This is a genomic window from Rhodococcus sp. BP-332 (assembly GCF_019836065.1).
In the GTDB taxonomy this organism is placed as follows: domain Bacteria; phylum Actinomycetota; class Actinomycetes; order Mycobacteriales; family Mycobacteriaceae; genus Rhodococcoides.
On record NZ_JABUEC010000006.1, the window covers coordinates 36,732 to 62,712 of the forward strand.

Below are 25,981 nucleotides of genomic sequence, written 5' to 3' on the forward strand. Positions count from 1 at the left end.
TGCCGCACGAGAGAGCGCTCACCCGAGCCGACCCGGGTGAGCGCCTCGAACCAGTCGTTCCGAGCCTCTACTGCGCGGGCACCGAGGCCGCGGGGGTCATCGCGACGGTGCTCTTGTCATCGGCGCTCATTCGCGCTCGAGGGCACGCGTTCACATGGGTGCCGAGCAGGTCGACCTGGTACCCATCGGGATACTCCTTGGCGACCAGGTCCTGTGCGAGTGATGTGAGCCCGCCTGGCATGGGGTCCAGCTTTGCGTACAGACGCATCACTTTCCGACTGATCTTCTTGGCAAGGGGGCTCGGCAGGTCGAATCCACAATTGGTGATCAATCGGTCATCGGGGCCGACGGAGAAGAAGAACGCTTGGATCGGTCGGTGCAGGATCTTCGGGTAGTCCTTCAACACGTACTCGACCAAGGTCTCACCGAGGCGTTTGTTCTGTGGCTCGTAAGCGATTTGCGCGTCCAGGTACTCCGCGCAGAATGTCTTCATTTCTTCGAGCGTGTCCGGATACGGCATCTTCTTCTCGCCGCCGTACATGTGGCGACCGCGGAGCTTCGCGAACGCCACTGCCGCAAGCTTCTCCTTCGCGGTGACTGGGCGCCAACCGTAGGTCTCGGCGTACCAGATGTAGGACACGGCTTCCCAACATCCGATGAACACGTAGTCCTCGGGATGGATGTCGTACTGACGATGCATCTCGTTCACACGGCGGATCGAATCCCTGCCGATGCCCGGGACGAACCCGGACTCGTGGTAGTGGAAGTCCAACAAGACTGTATCCACCAGCCGTTTCTGTATCGCATCCTCGAATTGGCGAGACTGGGTCAGAATGCGACTGATTCGTGGAACGGCGAAGGTCACGAACAATCCACCGGTGACTGCGAATGCGCTCGATGCCTTGAAGTCGTCGACGAACAATCGGTAGACCTCGACGCAGTCGTCGACCGGGTCCAGCTTCTCGATTTGCTTCAGCCTGCTGTGCTTGTCCTCGAGTGCCGGTGCGCCGAGCGCTTTGCCCAGTACATTCCGGACTTTTCGGCTCATTCGGAAATTCCGTGGCAGTGTGTCGGACATCGAATATCTTCCTCCTCGGCTGGGGCACCTCCAGAACGTATGGATGTGAGCGGTGCCACTCGGAACGATTGTGTCGTGTGTCTGGGTACTCGCGGGCGCAACTTCTACTCAACGCTTCCTCAACGAGCGCTTCTCGCACCGAATCGCTGCCGAACCGGTGCTCGTGCTCGGCTCGACCACCGGGCGATCGACATGGGTGGATCCACGCTCTGACGCGAGGTCTCGGATAAAAGAGTATCATAATCAGTGTGATCTGTGTCATGCTGTGGTCGATGTCAGAATCTGTCACCTCGTTCTGGAAGTCGCCGACGACGTCCGGCCGCCGGATGCACACCCGGGCACCGACAGCCGGCCCCGTCGACCGCAGAACCAGCTGGTCGAGACAGCCCGACCGAGAAAGAAGGACCCCATGAAAGTGCAAGCGTCCGTCCTGTGGCAGTTCGGCGACAACTGGCACCCGTCGACGATCGACCTCGATGATCCGGGACCCGAGGAGGTGCTGGTGCGGGTGGCGTACGCGGGTCTCTGCCATTCCGACGAGCACACCCGTCGCGACCCGGACGCCCGCAAGCCGATGATCGGCGGACACGAGGCGTCCGGGATCGTCGAACAGGTCGGGTCGGGGGTCGAGGACATCGAGGTCGGCGACCACGTCGTGTTCTCGTTCATCCCGACGTGTCGCAAGTGCCGATGGTGCGTGTCCGGTCAGTCGTACCTGTGCGACCTGGGTGCCACCATCGCAACCGGGGTCATGCCCGACGGTACGTTCCGGTTCCACGGGCGGGGCGAGGACATCGGCGGTCTGGCGATGCTCGGTACTTTTGCCGAACGTACGGTCGTGTCCAAGAACTCCTGTGTGAAGATCGACCCCACCATCCCGCTGGACGTCGCCGCCCTCGTGGGTTGCGGCGTGCCCACGGGATGGGGGTCGGCCGTCAACGTCGCACAAGTGCGCCCCGGTGAGGTCGTCATGGTCTACGGCATCGGGGGAATCGGTGCCAATGCGGTACAGGGCGCGTTCCACTGCGGAGCCAGCCATGTGATCGCAGTGGAGCCGAAACCGTTCCGACGTGAGTTCGCCGAGTCGCTCGGTGCCGAGGCCTACGCCACGCACGAGGAGGCTCTCGCCCGAGTTGCCGAGCTGACGAACGGGCAGGGTGCCGATGCCGTGATCGAGACGGTCGGGGTTCTGACCGCCGAGATCACAGCGCAGTGCTTCGAGTCGACCCGCAAGGCGGGCCGACTGGTGCTCGCCGGCATGGCCGACAGCTTCAGCGACCTCAACGTCCAACTGCCGGGCCAGTTTCTGAGCCTGTACGCCAAGCAGGTTCTCGGCACGCTCTACGGAGGATGCAACGCGCACGTCGACATTCCCAAACTGCTCGACCTTTACCGCAACGGTCAGCTCAAACTCGACGAGCTGATCACGCGCCGATACACGTTGGACCAGATCGCACAGGGTTACCAGGACATGGCCGATGGAACCATCCTGCGCGGCGTCGTCGAGATCAACCCAGAATGAAGGAGCACCTCATGACCGACAGCACCATCCCCCCCCACCACACGAGCCAGATCTTCGTCGGCGGCACGTGGCGCGCACCGACCGGCGACCGGCGCATCGAGGTGGAGAACCCGGCGACCGGCGAGATCGTGGCCGACATCCCCGAGGCCGGCCCCGAGGACGCGGCGACCAGCGTCGCCCTGGCGGCCGAGGCGTTCGACAAGGGGGTGTGGTCAGGACTCGACGTCACAGAGCGAGGCAAGGTCCTCACACGCGTCGCCGATCTGCTGGACGAGCACCGTGATCAGTTCATCGAGTACGTCGTGCGCGACCTCGGCTCCGCTCGTGCCTTCGCGGCGTTCGTGCACGATATCTCCATCGACATCTGGCGCGACTACGCCCGCCGCGGCGACGACGTAGCGCTGGAGACGGTCGAGACGGGGCCGGACGGGCGGACCGTGCTTCTGCGCAAGGAGCCCGTGGGCACCGTGCTGGCCGTCGTGCCGTGGAACGGTCCCATCGTCCTCGCGTCCCTCAAGCTGGCGCCGGCGCTCCTGGCTGGGTGCTCGGTCGTCATGAAGCCCGCGCCGGAGACGCCGCTCGCGCCGCTCCTGCTCGCGGACATCCTCGCCGAGGCCGGTGTGCCGGAGGGCGTCGTCAGCATCCTGCCGGGCGGCCGCGAGCTCGGTGAGGCGCTGCAGGCCCAGCCCGGCCTCGACATGGTGAGCTTCACCGGCGGCACCGAGGCCGGCAAGGCTGTCATGGGTGTGGCCGCCAAGAACCTCCAGAGGATGACGCTCGAACTCGGCGGCAAGTCGGCGGCGATCGTGCTCGACGACGTCGAGCCGGTCGACGTCATGCCGGCCCTCGCGGCCGGGATGCTCGGGGGAAGCGGACAGGTGTGCACCGCCCTCACCCGCGTCCTGGTGAGCAAGGAGCGTCACGACGTGTGGCGCGACGCGCTCAAGGAACTGTTCGAGAGCCAGGTCATCGGTGACCCCGACGACGAGGCGACCACGTACGGCCCGCTGGCGTCGCAGGCCCAGATGACCCGGGTGCTCGCTCGCATCCAGGACGCCGAGGACGACGGGGGAGTCATCGTCACCGGTGGTGAGGCCCTCGATCGTCCCGGCTACTTCATCGCGCCGACGCTGGTGGACGGTGTCACGACAAACATGCGGGTGGCCCAGGAGGAAGTCTTCGGGCCGGTGTTCGCCCTCATGGTCTACGAGGACGTCGAGGATGCGATCCGGATCGCCAACGACTCTCAGTTCGGCCTCTCGGGAGCGGTGATGACCCACGACATCGCCGCCGGGGTCGAGATCGGTCGTCGAATCCGTACGGGAACGTTCAGCGTCAACGGGTTCGGAGCGCACATGTCGTTCCCCTTCGGCGGCTACAAGCAGTCGGGGATGGGGCGTGAGGGCGGCGCGGCAGGCCTCGACAGCTTCCTCGAGATCAAGCAGATCGCGCTCCCGGCCGGGGCGCAACTGGCCTGACGGGCCCCCGTCGAGGGGCCCGTCAGGGCGGGCGGTGCTACTTGGCGGCGCCGCCCGCGTCGACCGGCAGGGTCACACCGGTGATGAACCTCGCCTCGTCGGAGGCGAGGAACAGGACGGCGTTGCTGATGTCCTCGGGCTCGGTGTAGGGGACCGGCAACAGGTGCATCGTGGCCATCGCGACCTCCGCATCCGCGGCCGTCGGATGGGGCAGGTCGGGGCGGAACGCGCGGTAGAGCGCGTCGTGCATGATCATCGGAGTCCTGACGTTTCCGGGGTGGACGGTATTGACCCGGATCATGTGTGGGGCGAGTTCGTGGGCGTACGAACGCATCATGCCCACCAACCCGTGCTTGGACTCCCCGTAGCCCCCGCCGGCGCCCAGCGCACGCAGTCCGGCCATCGAACTGGTGATGATGACGGAGCCGCCGTCGCCCGAATCGATCACGTGCTGCTTCGTCGCCTCGACCGTGCAGAAGACGCCGGTCAGGTTGACGTCGACCACCTGACGGAACATTCGTACACGCGTCTCGGCATCGGCGTCCGGCGACATCGAACCGGTGATGCCGGCGTTGGCGCAGACGATGTCGAGCCTCCCCAGCTCGGCCACCCCGTCGTCCACAGCCCCCTTCAGCTGTGTGAAGTCACGGACATCGGCTCGTCGAGCGACCATACGTCGACCGAGCGCCTCGACACCGCGCACCGTTTCCGCCAGATCGTCCGGCGTCGACAACGGGTAGGGCACCCCGTCGATCTGCTCGCAGATGTCGATGCCGATGATGTCGGCCCCTTCGGCGGCGAGCTTCAGCGCATGGGAGCGGCCCTGGCCGCGCCCGCTCCCGGTGATGAAGGCAACCTTGCCCTCCAGTCGACCCATGATGTGCTCCTCGTTTTGAACATTGCGAACGCGTAGAGTGTACTCAATCCGAACACCGTCCGGACATGAACAAAGGAGCATCATGGAAGGCCTGTCCCTCTACATCGTGCAGACCAATGCCGTCGAAGGACGCGACGAGGAGTTCAACGAGTGGTACGACTCGACGCACGTCCCGGACGTGCTGTCGATCGACGGTTTCGAGTCCGCGCAGCGGTTCACGCGCTCGACGGCACTGGACCGACCAGAAGTCCCGACGCCGCCGTACGAGTACGCGACGCTCTACGAGATCAGCGGTGACCCGGTGGAGGCTCTCGGCAGGCTGGGTGCCGCAGTGCAGGGTGGGCAGATGGAGCTCTCGGACGCCATGGTGCCCGGTAGTGGATCTGTACTGCTCACCTCTCTGGGTGGAAAGGTGATCGCGCCGAAGCGAGGTGAGTGACCGTGGTCGGCGCCGCCCGCCGGATGGGTGCGAGTCGACGCGTCAGCAGTGTCGTACGGTATCGAGCGACGGGGTGGGCCAGGTCAAGACCAGACGCCTCACCCCGTTGACGCTTCCCGTGACTGTTTCGACCTTTTCGCCGGGCTTGATCGAGAAGTCAGGGATCCGCTGCAGCCATTCCTCGAGAAACGCACGGATCTCCGCTCGCGCGAGACCGGCACCCGGGCAGCGATGGGGACCAGTCCCGAAGGTGGCATGTCCACGCGTGTCGCGCGTGAAGTCGACGGTCAGAGGGTCGACCCACCGTCGGTCGTCGAGCCCGTGCAGACTGATCGGAACCATGATCAGTTCACCTTTTTTGAGCTGTAGGCCCTGGAGCTCGGTGTCGCGGGTTATCAGGCGCACCGTGTTCGACATACCGTGACGGCGGAGCAGCTCGTCGATGGCCTGCGGGATCATCTCGGGCGACTCGATCAGCTGTCGGCGGTGACTCGAGTTCTCAGCCAAGAACATGGCAATGAAGCTGATCATGCCGGCCACGGTGTCGAGTCCGCCGACGAACAACAGGGTGCACATGCCCAGGACCTCGTCATGGTCGAGCGGTCGGCCGTCGACCACCCCGGCGATGACCATGCTGATGAGGTCATCGCCGGGATTCTCGGAGCGCTCGCTGATCACCTCGGACAGGTAGTCGATCGCCTGTTGGTAGGCGGCTCTCTTGGCGGTGGCGTCGGGGCTTCGGACGGCTGCTTCGGCCCACCCCAGGAACAGCTCGCGGTGCTCCATCGGCAGATCCACCATGCGCAGGAAGATGACGATGGGGAGATGGCGCGCGAACTCGGAGACGAACTCGCACTCGCCGCGTTCTGCGAAGCCCTCGATCAGTGACGTGGCCAGATCCCTCAGGTCCTGCTGCAACCCGGCGACGACTCTGGGGGAGAAGGCGCGATTGAGCACCTTGCGGTAGCCGCCATGCTGCGGCGGATCGTACTGGATGGGTGGCGTGCGAAGGGGTTTGGCGTTTCGCGGCAGAGTCATCACCTCGTGCGAGAACCGCTCGTAGTCGGTTTGCACCAGCTCGACATCCTCGGCACGGGTGACTACCCAGTGTCCGCCGTGACGCGGGGTCCAGAAGATCTCCGGCCCGTCCTGCAGCTGCCTCCAGGCGCCGTAGACGTCCTCATCGGCCCCTGGCACGTGGTTGAAGTCGAAGTCGCGCACGAGGTGGTCGGGGACGTGCGGTGGGACGGGGACCTGGAGGTCGTCGGTCATGTTCCGAGCTCCTTGATTCAGGGGCAGATCACGTCACCGATCACCCTTCCGGGCAGCCACCCCTGATGCCGGACGCGGTAGGCGATTGCAACGATCGGCAAATCTTAGGTGCACTCAATTTGTTGGACCCACCTTAGAGTGAGCGAGCGTAGGCAGCAACCGCCATTGACCGGTGGAGTCATGGCTTGCGCGCGAGCCGAGATGAATCAGGCCCGGTTTTCCACGGCAAGTCCTCGATCGCGTTGCCCATCAAGAGAATGCATCACGCTGCGCCGCCACTACTTGTCGCTTCGTGCATCCAAGATGGCAGTGTGGCCCTTGACACACCTGCTCGGCGCTGCACATACTCGTATCGAATTCGTTGCACTCATTACGGCAGGCGACCAAGTCTGCCGAGGCGTTTGGAGCGCAACGCGGGCCAAGGCCGTGAGCACCCTCGCAGAAGGCCGTGCTCCGTGCCGTCGCCCGGCGCTTCCGCCGCCCCACTGGAGGAGCTGGCATGACGATCGACAAGGGAATCGGCGCGTCGCGCCGGAGGGTGTTCCCGGGAGCCGCGTGCTTAGCGCTGGTCCTGAGTGCGTCCGCATGTGCCGAACACACCGCAGGTAACACCTCGGGCGGTGCCGGCGTGGAATCCGGTACCTCGCAGCAGGAGTACGTCAAGGCCTTCGAGGCGGTCGCTCCCATCACGCTCGAGGCGCAGTCAGCACAGCCGCAGGGAACCGGAACCAAGTCCTTCGACGACTACTTCGCTGCCCTCGAGGACTGGTCGGGGGGCAAGGTCACCATCAACCATGCCTACAGCAGCTCACGCGTCGAGGCCACCGACGTGGACGCGGCCCTCGGCGACGGGCGGTTGGACATTGCAGTTCCTCTGACGATGCTCAAGCCCCAGGAGTACCCACGGACCAGGCAATTCAATATCCTGTCGACGATCCCGACCAACGCTATCGTGCCCGGGACTGCCGGGAAGGCGGCGTCGCTGCAGAAAGTGGGCCTGAACGACGATGGACTCGGTGAGGAGTACGAACGGGCCGGGATGAAGAGCCTGATGCCTTTCCAAGGCGCGACCGGTCCACGTCTGTTCTGCACCGAGGAACGGACGGATCTCGATGACTTTGCCGGGGTGTCCATCGCCGCCCAGGGCATCGAGCACAGCGAGATGGTCGAGGCTCTCGGCGCGTCGCACGTGTCCTTGCCTTTCACCGAATACTACGAGGCACTCCAGCGAGGTGTCGTCGACTGCGTGTACAGCGGTGTCGGGTCGGTGGCCACGTCTGGGATCCTCGATGTCGCACCCTTCACCACCGACTCGGCCGATGCCAACGTCACGTGGAACTCGGCACCGATCGCCATGTCGGCCGACACGTGGGACGCTCTCCCGCTCGTGGCGCAGCAGCTGCTGTGGGACCGGGTGGACGTCCTCATCGCGAGCGCTCTGGAGCAGAACTTGGACCAGAACCTCGTCTACGAGGCCGCCTTGGCCGAAGCGGGCGGGAGCGCCCTCCAGCTGGCTGACGACGCGGTCGAGGCCATGAACCGCGCAGCCGCGGCACAGCTCGCGCGCGTGGAGGGCGAGTCGCCCGAGCTCGTCGAGCAGGCGCAGTCGGCAGCCCGTGAATCACAAGACCTCGTTGCCGAATACGGATTCGGCGATGGGCCCGAGTCGGGGGCGGTCACCGCGTGGTTCGAGAGCGCCGACCTGGACCCGGCGGGCCTCGCTCGAGCCGTCTACGAGTCGGCCTACCTGCCCCTTCGGCCGGAGTGACCGTGCGCCAGGCTCCCCTCAGATCCGCGCTGCTGCAGATGGTCCAGTGGCCGGCAGCCATCGCGCTGACCGCGATGATGCTGCACATCGTTGCCAACGCCATCCTGCGTCTGGTCAACGACCGGCCACTGAGCTATACCCTCGAGATCACCGAGTTCTGGTATATGCCCGTGCTCGTCCTGCTCGGATTCGTCGTCGCCCAGCTGCGCGACGGCCACATCACGGTCGAGCTGATCGACGGCTTCCTGACGACGCGCCATCGGTCCGTCGTCGTGGCGGTCGGCTCATCGATCTGCGCCGTGGTCTTCCTTGCGCTCGCCTGGTTCGGACTCGACGAAGCGAGGTACGCAACCGAGATCGATCAGAAAGGCGGTGGCTCGCGACTCCCGTCCTGGCCGGTCTACTGGTTGGTGCCGTTCGTCTTCGCGACGCTGGCCGCTTCGTTCACCGCACTCGCAGTGCGCGAGGGACGCCGCGGGTTCGAGCCCCGCACTGAAGGAGGCAGCATCCATGGTTGAACTCACGCAGGGGCAGACCGTGGACGCCACCGGGGCCGGTGAGTCCGTGCATGCATCGCCTCGGAAGTCGGCCTTCACCGTCGCGACACTTGCAGCCCTGTCGACGGTTTCGTTCGCGCTGTTCTGGCTCCCGCTCAGACCTGAGGCGTTCGGAGCGAATGCCATCGTGCTGATGTGCCTGATGATGATGCTGCGCGTGCCGCTGGCCATGGCGTTGCTGGTCCCGTCCCTGGGTGGGCTCTACGCGCTCGGCAACGGGCGTGTGGTGGAGAACGTGCTCGGCTCCCTGCCCTACGACACGGTCACCAGCTGGTCTCTCAGCGTGCTGCCGATGTTCATCCTGATGGGCATGCTGATGTGGCAGTCCGGACTGACACAGGATCTCTTCCGCGCTGCCAACACATGGCTCGGCTGGCTTCCGGGCGGCTTGGCCGTCGGCACGAACCTTGCCGGCACCGGCCTGGGTGCGGTGTCCGGCTCGTCGTCCTCGGTCACTTATGCCCTTACCCGCATCGGCGTTCCGGAGATGATCAAGGCCGGGTACAGCAATCGTCTGGCGCTCGGGTCGGTCATCGTGGCAAGCCTGCCCGGGCAGCTGATCCCCCCGAGTATCCTTCTGGTGCTCTACGCAGGCGTCGTCGAGGCCAACGTCGGCCAGGTCCTGCTCGCGGGCGTAGGCCCGGGTCTGTTCATCTCGGTGATGTTCACGCTCATGCTCATCGGATTCGCCGTGGTCGAAAGGCGGTCGTCACCGTCGTCGGCCGTGACCAGTACCTGGCAGGAGAGGTTCTCCAGCTCGAGCAAGGTATGGCCGCTGCCCGTCCTGGTGGTGATCGTGGTCGGCGGTGTTTTCTCCGGCATCTTCACCGCGACCGAGGCGGGTGCGGCCGCAGCCTTGTTCTCCGCGATCATCTTGTTCGTTTGGCGTCGCAAGCAAGGCGACGCGCTGTCATCGTTCGCCAGCGCCTGTGTCGGCACAGTCACAAGCGTGGGCACAATCTTCCTGCTGCTGGTCGGCGTCGGTGCGCTCGGGCAGATGCTCAATCTGTCGGGCATCAGCACGCTTCTTGCGAACGGGGTCGAGAATCTGGACCTCGGACGTGTCGGGTTCCTGCTCCTCATGATGGTCATCTACCTGTTCCTCGGGGCTTTCATGGAGACCCTGCCGATGATGGTGCTCACCATTCCGGTGCTGATGCCCACACTCGCGAACTTGGACGTCTCCCTGCTCTGGTACGGGGCGTTCATCGTGCTCATGGGCGAGATCGGCATGATCACGCCCCCTGTGGGGATCCTCACGATGATCATCTACACGATCGTCAGGGAGCCCGAGGTCAACTGCGGGCGAGCCATCAGTCTCAAGGACATCTGGATCGCCGCGCTGTGGTATCTGCCGCTGGCCATCGTTGTGGTCGTGACACTGATCTTCTTTCCCGGGATCGCGACCTGGCTGCCGAGCGTTGCAGGTAGGGGCTGACCGCGCGAGCTCTGGAGACGGCACCGCGTCGTCGGTCGCAGCAACGAAATCGATGCCGGATCACCTCGCCGAGATGCGGTACCGACGGACCACGGTGTACGAGCTCGTGCATGGGGTCTCGGAGATCTACGGCACGATCATCGCCCCAGATCTGCCGGCGTGGAGGACTCCCGCATGAGACCTCTTTAAGAGTGTACTGTTTTGCTCATCTGTTCGACCACCGCACGCAAGACCGTTCGACCCGGGTCGGTCGCGGCCCGGACCCGAGAGCATGGAGCAAGAGATGACCGACGACCTGAACGATCTACTGACACGTGTGAAGCGACTCGAGGACGAGCGGGAGATCCGCGAGCTTCTCTCCCGGTACGCGTTCGCGGCCGACCTGGGGTACGCAGCCTCCTATGTCGACCTCTACGCCGAGGACGGGCGCGTCAACCTCGGTGCGGGGCGCTTCGGCGCGCCGCGCGACGGGCGGACCGCGTACGTCGGGCACGAGGAGATCTGGGAGTTCATCACCGACACCCCCCATGTCGAGCAGCAGGGCAACTGTCAGCACCATGCGTTGACCGGACCACTGATCCTGCACATCGACGGCGACGATGCGGTCGCCGAGGGCTACTCGCTCGTCATCGTCAAGAGCGACGAGGACAGCCGCCGCACCCGTAGTGCCCGACCGGTCAAGCCGGCCATCAACATCAGCGGTGCGAACTTCAATCACTGGACGCTGCGTCGCATCGACGGCAGCTGGAAGATTCAGGAGCGGCTCAACCGTGAGGTGGGCGATCCCCTGGCGTATCAGGTGGTCGGCACGACCATGCACGGCGCCGAGCCCGACGACGTCAGCGTCAACCCGTTCGGCTCCTCGAGCCCACAGGGCTGAGATGCGCTGAAATAGGTGGGTCCTTCGTGACCAGACCCTTCTTTAGAAGAGTATGCTCAATTCATGCAGATCGACTTGGACCAGGCTGATGCCGACTTCCGGGACGACGCGGCCTCCTGGTTGCGCGCCCACGTGCCTACCGATGAGCGCCCACCCACCGGCGAGTCCATGGTCGACTTCGACCGCGCATGGCAGCGCTGCACGTTCGACGGAGGATGGGCGGGTGTGTCCTGGCCGGTCGAGCACGGAGGCCGCGGACTCTCCCTCCTTCAGCAGCTGATCTGGTGGGAGCAGTACGCCCTGTCGGGCGCACCACACATCGGCGTGTTCTGGGTGGCGACGAGTCACGCCGGACCCACGCTGATCCTGAACGGCACGTCCGAGCAGCAGCAGAAGCACCTGCCCGCGATCCTGCGGGGTGAGTCGACCTGGTGCCAGGGTTTCTCCGAGCCGTCGGCGGGCTCCGACCTCGCGGGGGTCCGGACCACGGGACGTGTCGACGGTGACGACCTCGTCGTCAACGGGCAGAAGATCTGGACGACCCACGGGCAACACAGTGACTTCCAGGAACTGTTGGTCCGAACCGACAGCGACCCGAGCAGCCGCCACAAAGGGCTCACCTGGGTCATCTGTGACATGAACACTCCCGGCATCGAGGTGCGCCCCATCATGACGATGGCCGGTATCCCGCACTTCTGCGAAGTCTTCTACGACGACGTCCGCATTCCCCTCTCGAACGTCGTGGGTGGCGTCGGCAACGGCTGGGCCACGGCGATGTCGACGCTCTCGTTCGAGCGCGGTGCCGGTTTCGTGGTCGAGCAGATCCGGCTCTCCCGATATCTCGACGAAGTCGTCGACCACGCCGAGAACCACACGGGTCCCGACGGCAAGCGCGCTGCGATCGAGGACGACGAGATCTACCGTCGCATCGCGTCGGCCCGGTCCGAACTCGCGGCTCTGCGTGCCGTGACGTACGCGGCAGTCTCGCGCAACCGGGTGACCGGCAAGCCGGGACCCGAGGGGTCGATGTCGCGTCTGCTGTTCGCCGAACTCGAACAGAACGTGCGAGCGCTGGCGATGGACGTCGTCGGGCTCGACGCGCTCGAATACCAGATGCCGTTCACACCGCAGGCGTGGTCGGGAGAGTGGCTGTACTCGCCGTCCTCGACGATCGGAGCCGGCACGTCGGACATCCAACGCAACATCATTGCCAACCGCGTCCTCGGACTGCCCCGCTAACGGAGAAATTGTGAACCTCGAACCCACGCAAGATCAGAACGATCTCGCCGCGACAGTCCGCAAGTTCATCGATGCCGAGCTGCCGCTGTCGATGCTGCACCGACCGGTCGATGCCGAGCGTCGCCGCAGAACCTGGATGCGGACGGCCGACCTGGGATGGCTTGCCCTCGGAGTCCCGGAGAGCTCGGGCGGGGTGGGACTCGGCCTGGCAGACGAGACCTTCCTCCTCGAGGAACTGGGTCGCGGCCTCGTGAGTGGGCCGTACCTGCCGACGATGCTCGCGACACAGCTGGCCGTCGCGAACGACGCTGCCGATCTCGTCGAGGAGCTCAGCTCCGGGGAGCGCCGCGCCGGACTTGCCGTTGTCCGCGGCGACGACGAGCCGCTCGTGGTGGTCGACGGCATCGACACCGATTACCTGCTGCTGTGGTCTGCGGACGCCGTCTCGCTGATCCGTACGCCCGACGACCTGCAGGACATCGCGTCGTTGGATCCCGGTACGGCCCTCGGCCACGTACGGCGTCCCGAGTCCGACGCGCTGCTCACCGGTGACGACGCGACCGTGAAGGCCCTGCACTCTCGGGCGGCCGTGCTGACAGCGGCGCAGCTCGCCGGGATGCTTCAGGCCATGCGTGACATGTCGGTCGGGTATTGCAAGACCCGGACGCAGTTCGGGAAACCCATCGGCAGTTTCCAGGCCGTGTCGCGGCGCTGTGCCGACATGGCAGTCCGCGCGTGGTCGTCGACGTCGCTGGCTCGCATGGCGGGTCTGTGCATCGATGCAGGACGGGTCGACGGTCCCTACGTCGCCGCAACCGCCAAGACCGTCGCCGGCACCGGTGCGGCAGCCAGCGCGAAGGACAACATCCAGAATCTCGGCGGCATCGGCTTCACAGGCGAGCACGACGCGCACTTGTTCTACAAGCGCGTCCGGATCGTCGACACGGTGTGGGGGGACGCCCGCCACCAGGCCACTCAGGTCAACGACGGCTACCCGGGCATCGTCGGAATCGGCAGCGACCACGGCCTGAGCCTGCGCGGAGAGTACTGATGACAGGCCCGCTCAACGTCCCGTCGAGGCTGCGAGCGATCGCGTCGCGACGAGGTCACCAGATCGCACTGATCGATCCGTGGGGACACACGACATGGACCGAGATGATCGACGGCATGGACGGTGTCGCCGCGGCGCTGCGCGGCACAGGCCTGGCGGCGGGCGACCGCGTCGCAATCGCCATGGAGCCGTCGACGACCTACGTGACCGTGGTCCTGGGTGCACTCGGAGCCGGCTTGGTACCGGTGCCGATCAACACCCGTCTGACGCCCTACGAGATCGCGGCCTTCCTCGAACCCATTCAGCCTGCTCTGGTCGTCACCGACCACACACATGTCCAGACGGCACGGGCCACCGGCTACGACGTCGTCGTGTTGGCGGCGTCGCACTCGACGACGGACCTGCGCGCACGTCTGGCACCCTTGGCCGGCGAGCCGACGGTGTTCGCGCCTGTCTCCGAGGACTCACCTGCGATCATCTTCGCGACAGGCGGCACGACCGGCATTCCCAAGGGAGTCTGGTACGACCACCGTGGCCTGTGGCTGTGGTTGAACGCGTCCGCGGCATCGAACCCGGGAACGAGGTTCGATGTCGAGCTGTACTTCGCACCGTTCTTTCACATCGCCCTGGGCACGAACCTGCTCTCTCGCCTGTTCGCAGGCGGAACCGTGCACATTCTGCGCAAGTTCGACGCGACTCTCGCGCTCGAGGCCATCGCCCGAGGTGCCACTCGGATCACCGGCGCACCGACGATGTTCGCGGCCATCAAGTCCCACGAATCGTTCGAATCGACTCCGCGCGGCAGTATGCGGGCACTACGACTGGGTTCGATGGCAGCCAACGCCGACTTCATCGCGCAGGTCATGCGCGACTACCCCACAGCTGCGATCCGCACGGGGTACGGAGCCACCGAGTTCGGACCGCTCATCGGCGTGGAGCACGAAGACCTGGTCGCCGGCCGCCTGACCGGCATCGGTAGACCCCACCCGGGAGCCGAGGCGCGCATCCTGCGCGCGGACGGTACCGAGGCCGACTGCGGGGAGGTGGGCGAGATCGTGGTCAGCGCGCCCTGGCAGAGCCGCGGGTACTGGGGCAGACCCGACGAGACGGAGGCGACCTACACCGCCGAGGGGATCCGTACCGGAGATCTCGGTGCGGTCGACGACGACGGCTGGTTCTCCATCAGTGGACGTCTGAAGGAGATGGTCATCACCGGCGGGGAGAACGTGTTCCCCACCGAGGTCGAGGACGTGCTGCGTCGCCACCAGGCGGTCCACGACGTGATCGTCTACGGCGTGCCCGACGAGTACTGGGGCGAGCGGGTCGAGGTCGGAATCGTCTGCGCCGAGGGCGGGGACGTCGAGCTCGACGAGTTGCGCGAGTTCGCGCGGCCCTACCTCGCCGGCTACAAGCTGCCGAAATCGCTCGTCCGCATTCGTGAGGTACCGCTGACGACAGTCCAGAAGCCCGACCGCCGGGCCGCGCGAGCTGCGTCGATCGAGAGCTCGTCCGTCTGACGTTCGCGGGGAGCAGGCCGCGCGGCCCGGCGGACGCGACCGGTCAGGCCGAGACTCCGCGAGCAATGTCCTTCAGTGCGGCGTCGGTGTCCTGGAGCTGATCCACGGAGAACTCCTGCTGCAGTGCGACGATCTTCTTGCACCAACCGAAGTCACGTGACGAGTTGACGGCGTCCGCTGCCACCACGATGCCTTCACGCAGATAGAAGGCGATGAAGCTCCGCGCGCTCATGTCACCCCGCACGGCGACCTGATCGTGGCCGGCCGAGAGCCCCACCATCTGGAGCTTCAGGTCGTACTGGTCCGACCAGAACCAGGGCGGCGACTGGGTCGGCGCCGCGGCCTTCATCACGGTGGCTGCCGCCACCCGAGCGTGCTCGAGCGCGTTCGGCACCGACTCCAGACGGATCGTGGTCCCGGCGTGCACGGAGGGAAAAGCGGCGCAGTCGCCGATCGCCAGGACGTGCGGATCACTCGTCCGGCAGTGCTCGTCGACGACGATGCCGTTCTCCACGAGCAGCCCGGCCGCAGCGGCCAGCTCGACGTTGGCGACTCCGCCGATACCGGCCACGACGAGATCGCAGGGCAGCACGGTTCCGTCGTCGCACAGCACCTCGGTGATGTGACCGTCCGGCGCGAAGGTGAACCCGGCGACCGAGGTGTCGAGCAGGATCTCCACGCCTTCGTCGTGATGCACTCGGCGGTAGAACTCGGACACCACCGGGGCCGTCACGCGTGCGAGCAGACGGTCCTGTCCCTCGATCACCGTGACGGCCACGCCACGGCCGCGCGAGGACGCGGCGACCTCCAAGCCGACATAACCGCCGCCGACCACGACGAGACGAGCGCCCGCGCGCAGCTGGGGACGCAGCCTCTCGGCATCGGCGACCGAGCGCAGGTAGTGCAGATTCGGTGCATCGTCGGGGACGGCGATGCCGATCGACGCCAGGGTCCGCGCTCGCGCCCCCGTGGCGAGGATCAGAGTCTCGTAGGTCGCAGTTCCACCATCGGCGAACGTGACGACCCGATCGGTCGTGTCGATCTCGACGGCACTCGCTCCCAGCAGGGTGTCGATGTCGGCCGATTCGTAGGCTTCGGCGCGACGATCGAGAAGATCGTCCAGCTCCACCTCGCCGGTCAGCAGTCCCTTCGACAGCGGGGGGCGGCGATAGGGAAGAAGGGGCTCGTCGCCGGCTACCAGGATCGCGCCCGTGTGGCCGAGACGTCGCAGGGACACCGCGGCCTCGCCGCCGCCCTGCCCGGCTCCGATGACGAGTACGTCGGTGGTGTGCGTGCTGTTCACGATTGATCCGTCCAGCTGGTCGTGGTGGGTGGGGTGGATTCGAGGCCCTGACCGCCGGAGACGTCAGAGCTGGGAGGCGGGCACGCGGACGACCGTGGAGGTCTCGCCCCGCAGGATCAGCTGACAGCTCAACCGGCTCTCCGGCTGCTGGTCGACGGCACACTCGAGCATGTCGGCCTCGTCTGCGGTGGGAGGCTGGAAGGACGACTGGTCGTCGACGTAGACGTGGCACGTCGCGCACGTCAGCTCGCCCCCACAGTCAGCGATGATGCCGGAGACCAGGTTGTCCATGGCCGACTGCATGACGGAGGTGTCGTCGACGACGTCGACGATGTCTTCGCGTCCATTTGCCTGGATGAAGGTCACACGGGGCATGGAGGTCTCCTCGAGATCGAAAGGTGCAGGGAAGAAGTACATGTCGATGGGTCGGGGCCTGTTGTGGCCTTCACCAGGATCCGGGACGAGGTCGACCTCTCCGCGGTGTGGCCCGCGTGACCACGGTCACGCGTCGTGTGTCGAGTGTAGGTGCAGTTCTGCTAATCCTCACCCTCTTTTCTCGAAGGGTCGAAGTTTTCCTGAAACGCCGCTGCATCCATCACCTCGGAGTTGCGGTGATGGAGGTACGTCAGCAGACCCACCGGGATCGTGCTGCCGCCATTGACCGGAACGACGACGCCTGAGACCCACTGGGCCTCGTCGGATGCCAGGTAGACGCACGCAGGACCGACGTCGTCGGGACGGCCCAGACGCTGCAGTGGAACGGTGGCCAATTGGCGCCGTAAACGGGACACGGTGAGGTAGACCTGCGAATTGTTCTCCGTGATCACCAGACCCGGGGCAACGGCGTTGACGCGGATCCCCAGGTGGCCCCATTCCACGGCCATCGTGCGCGTGAGATTCTCGATTGCGGCCTTGGCGGCGCCGTACTGGCCCGTCATGGGATTGGCACCCGTGGCGCTGCGAGAGGTGATGTTGATGATCGAACCGCCGCGCGTCATGGCTCTTGCCGCGCTCTGGGCAGCGAAGAACGTCCATGTCAGGTTCAGCGAGATGACTCGCTCGAACTGGTCGACGTCGAGATCGATGAGTGGTCCCGTGTCGTCCCGGTCGGCACCGCCCGCGTTGTTGACAAAGGTGTCGAGCCGTCCCGTGCGGTCCAGGACGGTCTGGACCAGCGCCTCGACCTCCGATCGCTCGGAGATGTCTGTAGGGACGGGGACGACGACCAGACCTTCGGCCGACGCCAGTTCGGCGACGGAGTGGAGGGCGTCAGGACGGCGACCGGCGATGAACACGGTGGCACCCGAGCGCGCCATCGCGAGTGTGATGGCCCGGCCCAGGCCGGTCCCTCCACCGGTGACGACGACCGACTGGGCGCTGAGGTCAAACATCGGCGGTCGGAGTCTCGTCGCTCAGGGTCCACCGGTCGGGGAACGGGATGGATACGCGCGCGTGCTGGCCGCCGTCACCGGTCGGTATTGCAGTCCCGGACATGTACTGCGACTCGTCGCTGGCCAGAAAGATGACGGGCCAGGCGTTGTGGGCGATGCTGGGCGGTTCCGGGACCCGGAGCGGCATGACCGCGTGGGTGGGGTCCCAGGGGCCGGCCATCTGCTCGTACGACCGACCGAGCACCGGTGCCTCGGGGTCCTGCCCGAAGTTTGCCGACATGCCGTGGGTGGGGCAGGTCGCGTTGACGCGAATGCCGTACTTGCCGAAGTCGTACGCGGCGGCACGCACGATTCCGATCGCACCCGTCTTGCCGGCGACGTACGCGCCGAAACCCGGGTAGGCCACGAGGGCGGAGGCCGAGGTGGTGACGACGATGCTTCCTCCGCCGGTGGTCTTCATGGCGCGGACCGCGTGCTTGATCGTGAGGAAGACGCCGAGGAAGTTCACATCGTTGACGGTGTTCCAGTCCTCGACGGTGACGTCCTCGAACGCGACGGAACCGAAGCCGGGAACGGTCACACCTGCGTTGGCGTGCGCGACGTCGAGCCGGCCGTAGGTCTCGACCGCGTGGGCCACGCCGGCTTCGATGTCGGACTCACTGGTGACATCGACTCGAAGGCCCGATGCGGTGCCGCCTGCGGCTTCGATCGCCTCGACGACCGGCGCGATCCGCGCCTCGATCTTGTCGGTCACGACGACCTTGGCCCCCTCCTGAGCTGCGAGGAGGGCAGTCTCTCGCCCGAGGCCCGATCCGGCGCCCGTGATGAGCATGACCTTGTTCTGAAGTCGGTTCATGATGTCTTTCGTGTCGGTGGATGGGCGCGCCGGTCCGGCGCCGGGTGTCGTGGGCGCTACTCGACCACGCGGATGGCGGCCTCGGGGCATGCGCCGGCACCGACTCGCGCCTGCGGCTCGTGTCCCGGGGCGACCTCGTTCGAACCTTCCTGGGCGATGTAGCCGATCTCGTCCGAGGAGTACACGGCCGGGGCTTCGGTGTAGCAACGTCCGTGCCCTTGGCACTTGGCGTTCTCGACGACGATCTTCACTGTTCCTCCTGGATGGCGTTCAGCCCGGTCGACAGCGTCCGGATCAATTAAGGATACTGTGATTCGGGATACACTACGCGTATGGTGCGAATTATCGAGACCAGATCGGCTGAATACTCACCGCTACCTCGAAACGGCATCCTCTTATCGCTCTTACATCTGAAGGAGACGTCATGACCGACGCGACTGTCACGGAGAGTCCCGACTTCGACGTGCCCGATCACGTGCCAGCGGAGCTGGTCAGGGTGTTCGACCATTTCAACGAGCCCGGTCTGAAGGCGAATCCGGTGACGTTCTACGACGAGATCCGTCGTGGCGACCACCCCACCTTCTGGAGTCCTGTCTTCGGAGGGTTCTGGGTCCTGACCCGTTTCGACGACATCAAGACCGTGCTCCAGGACGCCGAAGGCTTCAAGAACGAGCACATGAGCTTCCCAGGCAAGAGTGTGTGGCCCCGCAAGCTCATCCCGGTCGAGCTCGACCCGCCGCTGCACATGCCGTACAAGACCGTCGAGGCCAAGGCGTTGTCGCCGGTCAAGGTCCGCGACCTGGCACCGGCCATCACGACCGACGTCAAGGAGCTGCTCCAGCCGATCCTCGACAACGGTTCGTGCGAGTTCTTCCGTGACTTCGCCCAGCCGATGCCCACGACGGTGTTCTGCCGATTGTTCGGTCTGCCCGTCGAGCAGGCAACCACCTTTCTGCAGTGGGAGACCGACCTGATCCACGGGAGCCAGCACGGCGACAGCGCCACGCTCCGGTTGGAGGCGGGACTCAAGATTCAGGCCTACCTCGAGGGGCTGATCGCCGACCGGCTCGAGAATCCTGTCGACGACCTGATCTCGATGTTCACCCAGTCCGAGGTGCACGGTCGCCGCATGACCCCCGACGAGACGCTGGACATGTGCTACCAGCTGTTCATCGCCGGTCTGGACACCGTCACGAGTGCGCTGTCCTTCTGCTTCTCGTTCCTCGCGACGCACCCCGAGCATCGTCGGCAGTTGTACGAGGATCCGTCGCTCGTCCCCAACGCGATCGAGGAGCTGATGCGCACGCACAGCTTCATCTCGGGCAACCGAGTGGCGCAGGCCGACGTCGAGGTCGGCGGCGTGCTCATCAAGAAGGGAGAAACCGTTCTCTACGCCCTCGCGTCCGGATCGCGTGACGAGTCACTCGTCGAGCACGCGGACACCGTCGACTTCACCCGTGAAGGCATCAAGCACCTCGCATTCGGGATCGGTCCCCACCGGTGCGTCGGATCCCACCTGGCGAGGATGCAGCTGCAGATCGTGATGCGTGAGTGGTTCGCCGCGACGGAGGACTTCGAGCTCGCCGAGGGTGCGGAGATCGTGTACCGACCGGCCGGCTCGTCGGGCATCATCCACCTGCCACTGGTCGTGACGCCCAGAGCCGTCGATGCGGGAGCATCCGCATGAAGGTGACCTTCGACAGTCTCGGCCTGGAGTGCGCGGCAGATCTCTACCTGCCGGAGGGCGCCGACCCCGACGCAGAGCTGCCCGGCATCGTGCTCGGACACGGCTTCGGTATGGGTAAGACATCGCTGGTGCAGCAGGGCCGGCACTTCGCCGCGGCGGGATTCGCCGCGCTGTCGATCGACTACCGCTATTTCGGAGAGTCGGAGGGCGAACCGCGCGAGAAGAACTTCCCACTCGACAAGGTCGAGGACTACCGCAACGCGATCAGCTACCTCCAGTCACGACCCGAGGTCGACGCGGACCGAATCGGGATCTGGGGGACGAGCTTCTCCGGCGGCACCGTCATCCACGTCGCGGGTGTCGATCGCCGGGTCAAGGCCGTCGTGGCCCAGGTGCCGGTCTCCGACGGCCGTGGGTGGCTGCAGGTGTTACGGAACCCGAGCCAATGGGAGGAACTGCTCGACGAGCTCGAGGCCGACCGCCGCGGCAGGTTCGCCGGTCGTCCCTCCGGCACGATTCCGTCGATCGGTCTGTCGGGCGAACGAGCAGTTCTGCCGTGGAAGGGGCCCCGTGACACGTCGATGACCACCTCGGTGCCGATGGCGCTCGAGTCGCTCGAGAAGGTGGCCGAATGGCGGCCGCTCGCATTCGCCCGGGAGATCGCTCCGCGTCCGGCCCTCGTCATCGCAGGAAGTGGCTACGACGTGATCCATCCGTTCTCGATGGCGCTGGACGTGCACGCTGCCCTCGAGGAGCCGAAAGAGCTGACGGTGCTGCCGTTCGAGGGCATGGCCTTCTACGGTGGGCCGGGGCTCGTGGCGTCGTTGGCCGTGGCGACGACGTTCTTCCGGACCCACCTGGGTTCGACGGTCGCCGAGAAGCAGAAGGCCCTCGAGCCGACGTCCGCATCGGACGCCGACCGGTGACCCACGCGGACCACGACCGGCCTGCCTACTTCGACGCCTACCCCACGATCGCCTTCGATCGCGATGATCTGGGCGTCCTGACGGTCAGGCTGCACAGTGACGACGGCCCTGTCAGGTACTCGTCGCAGCACCACCACGATTGGGTGCGGGCGTTCGTGGACATCGCGGACGACCGCGACAACCGCGTGATGATTTTGACGGGCACGGGGGACAGCTTCATCGACGTCTTCGCCTGGGACGAGCGCACGGCGGACGCCCAGATGTGGGACGTCATCTACTACGAGGGCAAGCATCTGCTCCGGCGGCTGCTCGACATCGAGATCCCCGTCATCGGGGTGGTGAACGGAGCCGCGACGATCCACGCCGAGCTCGCCCTCCTGTCGGACATCACCCTTGCGTCCGAGAGCGCGATCCTGCAGGACAAGGCGCACGTTCTGGCCGGCTCGGTCCCCGGGGACGGCGTCCAAGTGGTGTGGCAGGAGTTGCTCGGCCCGAACCGCGGACGGTACTTCCTGCTCACCGGTCAGGTGTTGTCGGCGGCGGAAGCGCTCGACCTCGGCGTCGTCAACGAGGTCATGCCTGCGGGCGAGCTGATGCCGAGGGCGCGCGAGCTCGCGCGCGAATTGGCTGCACGGCCCGTCCTCCAGATGCGCTACACCCGAGTCGTGCTCACCGGCCGATTGAAGCGGCTCATCGACGAGAGTCTCAGCAACGGTCTGGCCGTCGAAGGCCTCGCGATACTCGACTCCGTGCGGCTCGCACAGGAGGCCGCCGCGGCGAATCAGGACGAGTGAGCCAGGAACAGGATCTCGAGCCGCGAATAGGTGCGGCCGGGATGGGCTTCGGCGAGATGTTTCTCCGTGCGGTCGACCAGCTGGTCGTCGTCGGTCGCGTCGATCGTGGTGCCACAGGGACAGTGGAGACTTCTCATGGTGTCGGTGCCCTTCCGGGGCGGTGGCGGTTCAGGCATATTAGGCAATTAAGTGCACTCATACCGATGTCGCGGTACAGTGTTCAGCAGCGGATGGGGACTTTCTCCGCTGAAACTCCCGTCAATAGAGAATACTGTAGAGAAGAGCACTAGATGTTCGAAGAGGTCGTGGACGTGCCCGAGACTGCTCGGGAATACGACGTTGTCGTGGTGGGTGCAGGCATCGGAGGCCTCTATGGCGTGCACCGCTTCGCGAGTCAGGGCCTGAGCGTCCTCGGGCTGGAAGGTGCGTCCGGCGTGGGCGGCGTCTGGTTCCACAACCGCTACCCCGGGGCACGGGTCGATATCGAGAGCTTCGACTACTGCTACTACTTCTCCTCGGAGCTCTACAACGAGTGGGAGTGGAGCGAGCGCTACGCGACCCAGTCGGAGCTTCTGCGCTACCTCAACCACGTCGCGGACCGGTTCGACATCCGTCGTCACTTCTTGTTCGAGACCTGGGTCACCGGCGCGCAATGGGACAAGGACGCGTCGCGCTACCGCGTGACGGTCAGCTCGGGTGACACTTTCACCTGCCGATTCCTGGTCATGGCGACCGGCAACCTCTCCGCCGCGCGCGATCCGCAATTCCCCGGCCTGGAGAAGTTCCAGGGCGAGTGGGTTCAGGCATCACACTGGCCGGACCGCGAGGTCGAGTTGGCCGGTCGCCGGATCGGCGTCATCGGCACCGGCTCGTCCGGCGTGCAGACAGTCCCGGTCGTGGCGAAGGTGGCCGAGCACGTCACGGTGTTCCAGCGCTCTCCCAACTTTTCGGTGCCTGCCCACAACGGGCCGATGTCCAAGGACACGTGGGACCGCATCCGGCAGGACGTACCCGGCGAACGTGCAGCTCTGATGGCAAGCGCGGGAGCGCGGCACGTCAGCCCGGGAACGTCGAACGCCGCAGATCTCACGCCGGAGCAGCGCGAAGAGCTCCTCGAGAAGTCGTGGAGTTACGGCGGGCACGTGTTCCAGCGGACCTTCGCCGACCAGGGCACGGACGATTTCTCCAACAGCGTCGCGGCCGAGTTCGTGAGGAACAAGATCCGCTCCATCGTCGACGATCCGGAACTGGCCGAGAAGCTGTGTCCCAAGGATCATCCCGTCGGATCCCGTCGCCTGTGCGTGGACACCGACTACTACGCGACGTACAACCGCGACAACGTGACACTGGTCGACGTGTCCGAGCATGCGATCGAGCGCTTCGACGAGACCGGGATCATCACGGCCGACGGGACCCACCACGAGCTGGACCTGGTCATCTTCGCGCTCGGATTCAACGCCTTCACCGGTGCCATCGACAACGCCAACATCCGCAATGCCGAGGGTGCCTCGCCCACCGACCACTGGGATCGCGGTCCTCGTACTCTGCTCGGCATGACGACGACGGGATTCCCCAACCTGTTCATCTCGACAGGTCCCGGCAGCCCCGCTGTGCTCGCGAACCTGACCGTCCACAACGAGCAGTGCATGGACTGGATCGGCGACTGCATCGCCTACCTCGACAAGTCCGGCTACGCCACGATCGAAGCGAGCGAGGAAGCGCAGGACGACTGGACCGCCCGCGTCGCGGAGGCGGCCGGTTCGCTGCTGCGTCTGCGCACCAAGAACTACATGGTGCACGTCAACGCCGACGACCAGTCGCGCGTCTTCATCCCCTACGTGGGCGGGTTCGGCAACTACGTCGCCAGGTGCAACGAGATCGCCGAGAACGGTTACGAGGGTTTCGTGCTCAAGTGATTCTCGCGTCGTTCCGCCCCGCACCAGTCCGCACCACACGACCGGGGCGGATCCGTTCCGTCCGAGAGGATCTGACATGACGGACAGCGTGACATGGGAGCTACGAGGCCGAGCAGCGGTGGTGACCATCCGGCTGCCGCAGGTCCGTAACGCTCTCGGACCCCGCGAGGCGGCCCTGCTCGGCCGGACGATCTCGGCGGCCGCGGCCCACCCCGATGCCCTGGGGGTCGTGTTGACCGGCGAAGGAGCCTTCAGTGCCGGTGGTGACCTGCCGGCCATCGTCGAGGCGATCGAAGGCCGCGACGCCGCAGGCGTCTCGGAGTTCGTCTATCGCGACTTCCAGTCGATGGTGCGCGCTCTCCGCGAGTGCCCGATTCCGACCGTGGCTGCGGTGGACGGTGCGGCGATCGGGCTGGGACTCGATCTTGCACTGTGGTGCGACGCGCGGTTCCTGGGACCGAAGGCCAAGCTCGCGCAAGGATGGGCCACGCTGGGGCTGATCCCGGGCACGGGTGGCGCGAAGGTGCTGCAGGAACTGCTGCCGGGTGCGCTGTGGCACCTGCTCGGGCAGCGACCGATGAATGCGGACCAGGCAGCCACGCTGGGAGTGGGAGTGCGCTCCGACGACGCCCTCGCCGCGGCGGTCGACCTCATCGAGGGGTGGGTCCCGGTGGGGCGTCCTGCTCTCGAGGGCTACGCCGCGCTGTCGAGGAATCATCTGCCGGACGACACCTACCTGCAGGAGTGCGCCCGCATCCAGGGAGAACGGCTGACGTCCGAGTCGTTCGCCGAGACCGCGCAGGCGATCCTGGCGCGCTGACGGTCGCCGCGCCCGCACGGTTGACCGATGGGTGAGGCCCGGAGCGGCCGTCAGGCGCCCGCTCGTCTCTGCGACGCTCGGTCTCGCTCGACCGCGCCGATGATGGCGTCGCGCACGAGTTCGGGCTGATCCAGGACGAGGTGGTGGTGACCGCCCGGAATGGCTGCGCTGGTAAACAATCCGCCGACCATCACGTCCGCGTCGCGGACGGTCTCGTGCGAGACGAGCGTGCTCTCGGCACCGTGGAAGAAGTCGACGGGGCACGACAGATCGCGCAGATGACGAGCGACTTCGTCGTCGCAGAAGCGCTGGGCGATGGCAGGGTCGAACCGCCAACGCCACGCCCCGTCGCGCTCGACGATGCCGAGCTCTGCGACGTGGCGAACGGCCGCAGGGTTGATCCAGGGCTGAGGCGGAAGCAATCGGAACGCGTCCAGGATGTCGTCCCTGGTCGCGTAGGGACGCAGTGGCTTCCCCGGGATACCGCGCACCTTGGCGCCACCGTGGGGGGTGGGGATGCGCACCTTGCTGTCGAAGGTGACGACCCTGCTGACCCGGTCGGGGTGAAGGGCGGCCGTCGCGTAGGTGACCAGACCGCCCATGCTGTGACCCACGACGACACAGCGTCCACCTGCGACCTGACGGACGACCTCCGCGACTTGGTGGGCCCAGCCTGCCGGGCTGTAATCGTCGTGGGGATCGCTGAGGCCGTGTCCCGCGAGGTCGAACGTCACGACTCGAAGCGAGTCCGCGAGTCCGGCAGCGAGGACGGCGTGCCACCAGCCGCGGTGTGCACGGGCGCCGTGGACGAGCACCACAGCGGGACTCTCGGGGTCGCCACGCACGTCGTAGTGCACGTGCCGACCGTCGACCATCAGGGACGACGACTCTTGCGCACGCGGAACGACGAGTGGATCGCCTGGCGTCCCGGCGCAGGTGGGAGTGTGCCCGGAGGCGGAGTACGACGAGGGGGGCGACAGCTGGGACACGTCAACAGTATACTCAATTCGAGACCGAGTATCAGGATATCGATGCAGGTCCAGCGGCCACCCAGCCGCTGATCGTCGGTTCCGTCGCGCCGACCCCGTGATGTCCGCCAGGAGAAGGAGTGCCATGTCGGTCCCGCTCGAGGAGCACGTCCGCCGTTTCATCGAGAGGGCCGACGCCACCGA

25 protein-coding genes are annotated in these 25,981 nt (G+C 65.9%); 15 read left to right on the forward strand and 10 right to left on the reverse strand.

Features of this window, described 5'->3' with window-relative positions; genetic code table 11:
- Positions 1 to 67: 67 nt before the first annotated feature.
- Positions 68 to 1,078, reverse strand: a complete 1,011-nt coding sequence (locus HQ314_RS20195; RefSeq protein WP_222651061.1) for an oxygenase MpaB family protein — start codon at positions 1,076 to 1,078, stop codon at positions 68 to 70.
- Positions 1,079 to 1,487: 409 nt separating this feature from the next.
- On the opposite strand from HQ314_RS20195, the gene HQ314_RS20200 reads away from it, so the two are divergent.
- Both HQ314_RS20200 and HQ314_RS20205 read left to right on the forward strand, forming a co-directional pair.
- A complete protein-coding gene (locus HQ314_RS20200) occupies positions 1,488 to 2,600 on the forward strand; it encodes an NDMA-dependent alcohol dehydrogenase (protein ID WP_094695276.1) in 1,113 nt (370 codons plus the stop codon).
- Positions 2,601 to 2,611: 11 nt separating this feature from the next.
- Positions 2,612 to 4,078 (forward strand): aldehyde dehydrogenase family protein, encoded by a 1,467-nt coding sequence (locus HQ314_RS20205; RefSeq protein WP_222651062.1) that lies wholly within the window; start codon positions 2,612 to 2,614, stop codon positions 4,076 to 4,078.
- 37 nt (positions 4,079 to 4,115) lie between these two features.
- Here HQ314_RS20205 and HQ314_RS20210 read toward each other — a convergent pair whose 3' ends face one another.
- Entirely contained in the window at positions 4,116 to 4,955 is an 840-nt protein-coding gene (locus HQ314_RS20210) for a mycofactocin-coupled SDR family oxidoreductase (protein ID WP_222626748.1), read from the reverse strand.
- Between the two features lie 82 nt (positions 4,956 to 5,037).
- Between HQ314_RS20210 and HQ314_RS20215 the strand changes: the two genes are divergently transcribed.
- Positions 5,038 to 5,394, forward strand: coding sequence for a DUF4286 family protein (locus HQ314_RS20215; RefSeq protein WP_222651063.1), 357 nt, complete (start codon positions 5,038 to 5,040; stop codon positions 5,392 to 5,394).
- A gap of 42 nt (positions 5,395 to 5,436) precedes the next feature.
- Here the strand turns inward: HQ314_RS20215 and HQ314_RS20220 are convergent, their stop codons facing one another.
- Positions 5,437 to 6,666, reverse strand: a complete 1,230-nt coding sequence (locus HQ314_RS20220) for a cytochrome P450 (RefSeq protein WP_222651065.1) — start codon at positions 6,664 to 6,666, stop codon at positions 5,437 to 5,439.
- Between the two features lie 499 nt (positions 6,667 to 7,165).
- Here HQ314_RS20220 and HQ314_RS20225 point away from each other — a divergent pair, with 499 nt between their 5' ends.
- The 7 genes from HQ314_RS20225 to HQ314_RS20255 all read left to right on the forward strand — a co-directional run bounded on the left by HQ314_RS20225 (position 7,166) and on the right by HQ314_RS20255 (position 15,116).
- The gene (locus HQ314_RS20225; protein ID WP_222651066.1) at positions 7,166 to 8,434 is read left to right on the forward strand and encodes a TRAP transporter substrate-binding protein; all 1,269 of its coding nucleotides are present in this window, start codon (positions 7,166 to 7,168) and stop codon (positions 8,432 to 8,434) included.
- Between the two features lie 2 nt (positions 8,435 to 8,436).
- Complete coding sequence (locus HQ314_RS20230) at positions 8,437 to 8,952, forward strand: TRAP transporter small permease (protein ID WP_222651067.1); 516 nt, start codon at positions 8,437 to 8,439, stop codon at positions 8,950 to 8,952.
- A complete protein-coding gene (locus tag HQ314_RS20235; RefSeq protein ID WP_222651069.1) occupies positions 8,945 to 10,429 on the forward strand; it encodes a TRAP transporter large permease in 1,485 nt (494 codons plus the stop codon). Before HQ314_RS20230 ends, HQ314_RS20235 begins: the two co-directional genes overlap by 8 nt.
- 283 nt (positions 10,430 to 10,712) lie before the next feature.
- Positions 10,713 to 11,309: a nuclear transport factor 2 family protein gene (locus HQ314_RS20240; RefSeq protein ID WP_222651070.1), complete on the forward strand. Its 597-nt coding sequence runs from the start codon at positions 10,713 to 10,715 to the stop codon at positions 11,307 to 11,309.
- 63 nt (positions 11,310 to 11,372) lie between these two features.
- On the forward strand, positions 11,373 to 12,548 hold the full coding sequence (locus HQ314_RS20245; protein ID WP_222651072.1) for an acyl-CoA dehydrogenase family protein: 1,176 nt from the start codon (positions 11,373 to 11,375) through the stop codon (positions 12,546 to 12,548).
- Positions 12,549 to 12,558: 10 nt separating this feature from the next.
- On the forward strand, positions 12,559 to 13,599 hold the full coding sequence (locus HQ314_RS20250) for an acyl-CoA dehydrogenase family protein (RefSeq protein WP_222651074.1): 1,041 nt from the start codon (positions 12,559 to 12,561) through the stop codon (positions 13,597 to 13,599).
- On the forward strand, positions 13,599 to 15,116 hold the full coding sequence (locus HQ314_RS20255) for a class I adenylate-forming enzyme family protein (RefSeq protein WP_222651075.1): 1,518 nt from the start codon (positions 13,599 to 13,601) through the stop codon (positions 15,114 to 15,116). Before HQ314_RS20250 ends, HQ314_RS20255 begins: the two co-directional genes overlap by 1 nt.
- A 43-nt stretch (positions 15,117 to 15,159) precedes the next feature.
- On the opposite strand, the gene HQ314_RS20260 is transcribed toward HQ314_RS20255, so the two are convergent.
- From HQ314_RS20260 to HQ314_RS20280, 5 genes are all read right to left on the reverse strand, one after another.
- Positions 15,160 to 16,419 carry an FAD-dependent oxidoreductase gene (locus HQ314_RS20260; protein ID WP_222651076.1) on the reverse strand — a complete coding sequence of 420 codons (1,260 nt, stop codon included), beginning with the start codon at positions 16,417 to 16,419 and terminating at the stop codon, positions 15,160 to 15,162.
- A gap of 63 nt (positions 16,420 to 16,482) precedes the next feature.
- Positions 16,483 to 16,794 (reverse strand): 2Fe-2S iron-sulfur cluster-binding protein, encoded by a 312-nt coding sequence (locus HQ314_RS20265; RefSeq protein ID WP_222651078.1) that lies wholly within the window; start codon positions 16,792 to 16,794, stop codon positions 16,483 to 16,485.
- Positions 16,795 to 16,955: 161 nt separating this feature from the next.
- Positions 16,956 to 17,810: an SDR family NAD(P)-dependent oxidoreductase gene (locus HQ314_RS20270; RefSeq protein ID WP_261781914.1), complete on the reverse strand. Its 855-nt coding sequence runs from the start codon at positions 17,808 to 17,810 to the stop codon at positions 16,956 to 16,958.
- A complete protein-coding gene (locus HQ314_RS20275; protein ID WP_222651081.1) occupies positions 17,803 to 18,666 on the reverse strand; it encodes an SDR family NAD(P)-dependent oxidoreductase in 864 nt (287 codons plus the stop codon). The genes HQ314_RS20270 and HQ314_RS20275 overlap by 8 nt, the downstream gene beginning before the upstream one ends.
- Positions 18,667 to 18,722: 56 nt before the next feature.
- Positions 18,723 to 18,917, reverse strand: coding sequence for a ferredoxin (locus tag HQ314_RS20280; RefSeq protein WP_222626758.1), 195 nt, complete (start codon positions 18,915 to 18,917; stop codon positions 18,723 to 18,725).
- 173 nt (positions 18,918 to 19,090) lie between these two features.
- Here HQ314_RS20280 and HQ314_RS20285 point away from each other — a divergent pair, with 173 nt between their 5' ends.
- The 3 genes from HQ314_RS20285 to HQ314_RS21580 are packed head-to-tail and all read left to right on the forward strand — an operon-like array spanning position 19,091 to position 22,073.
- On the forward strand, positions 19,091 to 20,353 hold the full coding sequence (locus tag HQ314_RS20285) for a cytochrome P450 (RefSeq protein ID WP_222626759.1): 1,263 nt from the start codon (positions 19,091 to 19,093) through the stop codon (positions 20,351 to 20,353).
- On the forward strand, positions 20,350 to 21,279 hold the full coding sequence (locus HQ314_RS21575; RefSeq protein ID WP_261781915.1) for an alpha/beta hydrolase: 930 nt from the start codon (positions 20,350 to 20,352) through the stop codon (positions 21,277 to 21,279). Before HQ314_RS20285 ends, HQ314_RS21575 begins: the two co-directional genes overlap by 4 nt.
- Positions 21,276 to 22,073: an enoyl-CoA hydratase/isomerase family protein gene (locus tag HQ314_RS21580; protein WP_308119511.1), complete on the forward strand. Its 798-nt coding sequence runs from the start codon at positions 21,276 to 21,278 to the stop codon at positions 22,071 to 22,073. The genes HQ314_RS21575 and HQ314_RS21580 overlap by 4 nt, the downstream gene beginning before the upstream one ends.
- Here HQ314_RS21580 and HQ314_RS20295 read toward each other — a convergent pair.
- Positions 22,061 to 22,210, reverse strand: coding sequence for a DUF1059 domain-containing protein (locus HQ314_RS20295; protein WP_204870130.1), 150 nt, complete (start codon positions 22,208 to 22,210; stop codon positions 22,061 to 22,063). The genes HQ314_RS21580 and HQ314_RS20295 overlap by 13 nt on opposite strands.
- 153 nt (positions 22,211 to 22,363) lie before the next feature.
- Here HQ314_RS20295 and HQ314_RS20300 point away from each other — a divergent pair, with 153 nt between their 5' ends.
- Positions 22,364 to 23,989: an NAD(P)/FAD-dependent oxidoreductase gene (locus HQ314_RS20300; protein WP_222651084.1), complete on the forward strand. Its 1,626-nt coding sequence runs from the start codon at positions 22,364 to 22,366 to the stop codon at positions 23,987 to 23,989.
- Positions 23,990 to 24,065: 76 nt separating this feature from the next.
- A complete protein-coding gene (locus HQ314_RS20305; RefSeq protein WP_222651086.1) occupies positions 24,066 to 24,809 on the forward strand; it encodes an enoyl-CoA hydratase/isomerase family protein in 744 nt (247 codons plus the stop codon).
- Between the two features lie 50 nt (positions 24,810 to 24,859).
- Here HQ314_RS20305 and HQ314_RS20310 read toward each other — a convergent pair whose 3' ends face one another.
- Positions 24,860 to 25,798, reverse strand: a complete 939-nt coding sequence (locus HQ314_RS20310) for an alpha/beta fold hydrolase (protein ID WP_222651087.1) — start codon at positions 25,796 to 25,798, stop codon at positions 24,860 to 24,862.
- Positions 25,799 to 25,981 lie beyond the last annotated feature (183 nt).

Coding starts and splice junctions, on each gene's coding strand:
- HQ314_RS20205 (WP_222651062.1), top strand. CDS start 2,612: ATGACCGACAGCACCATCCCCCCCCACCACACGAGCCAGATCTTCGTC.
- HQ314_RS20300 (WP_222651084.1), top strand. CDS start 22,364: ATGTTCGAAGAGGTCGTGGACGTGCCCGAGACTGCTCGGGAATACGAC.
- HQ314_RS20285 (WP_222626759.1), top strand. CDS start 19,091: ATGACCGACGCGACTGTCACGGAGAGTCCCGACTTCGACGTGCCCGAT.
- HQ314_RS20200 (WP_094695276.1), top strand. CDS start 1,488: ATGAAAGTGCAAGCGTCCGTCCTGTGGCAGTTCGGCGACAACTGGCAC.
- HQ314_RS20305 (WP_222651086.1), top strand. CDS start 24,066: ATGACGGACAGCGTGACATGGGAGCTACGAGGCCGAGCAGCGGTGGTG.
- HQ314_RS20270 (WP_261781914.1), bottom strand. CDS start 17,810: ATGTTTGACCTCAGCGCCCAGTCGGTCGTCGTCACCGGTGGAGGGACC.
- HQ314_RS20265 (WP_222651078.1), bottom strand. CDS start 16,794: ATGCCCCGTGTGACCTTCATCCAGGCAAATGGACGCGAAGACATCGTC.
- HQ314_RS20240 (WP_222651070.1), top strand. CDS start 10,713: ATGACCGACGACCTGAACGATCTACTGACACGTGTGAAGCGACTCGAG.
- HQ314_RS20225 (WP_222651066.1), top strand. CDS start 7,166: ATGACGATCGACAAGGGAATCGGCGCGTCGCGCCGGAGGGTGTTCCCG.
- HQ314_RS20220 (WP_222651065.1), bottom strand. CDS start 6,666: ATGACCGACGACCTCCAGGTCCCCGTCCCACCGCACGTCCCCGACCAC.
- HQ314_RS20245 (WP_222651072.1), top strand. CDS start 11,373: ATGCAGATCGACTTGGACCAGGCTGATGCCGACTTCCGGGACGACGCG.
- HQ314_RS20255 (WP_222651075.1), top strand. CDS start 13,599: ATGACAGGCCCGCTCAACGTCCCGTCGAGGCTGCGAGCGATCGCGTCG.
- HQ314_RS20195 (WP_222651061.1), bottom strand. CDS start 1,078: ATGTCCGACACACTGCCACGGAATTTCCGAATGAGCCGAAAAGTCCGG.
- HQ314_RS20210 (WP_222626748.1), bottom strand. CDS start 4,955: ATGGGTCGACTGGAGGGCAAGGTTGCCTTCATCACCGGGAGCGGGCGC.
- HQ314_RS21575 (WP_261781915.1), top strand. CDS start 20,350: ATGAAGGTGACCTTCGACAGTCTCGGCCTGGAGTGCGCGGCAGATCTC.
- HQ314_RS20235 (WP_222651069.1), top strand. CDS start 8,945: ATGGTTGAACTCACGCAGGGGCAGACCGTGGACGCCACCGGGGCCGGT.
- HQ314_RS20275 (WP_222651081.1), bottom strand. CDS start 18,666: ATGAACCGACTTCAGAACAAGGTCATGCTCATCACGGGCGCCGGATCG.
- HQ314_RS20215 (WP_222651063.1), top strand. CDS start 5,038: ATGGAAGGCCTGTCCCTCTACATCGTGCAGACCAATGCCGTCGAAGGA.
- HQ314_RS20295 (WP_204870130.1), bottom strand. CDS start 22,210: ATGAGAAGTCTCCACTGTCCCTGTGGCACCACGATCGACGCGACCGAC.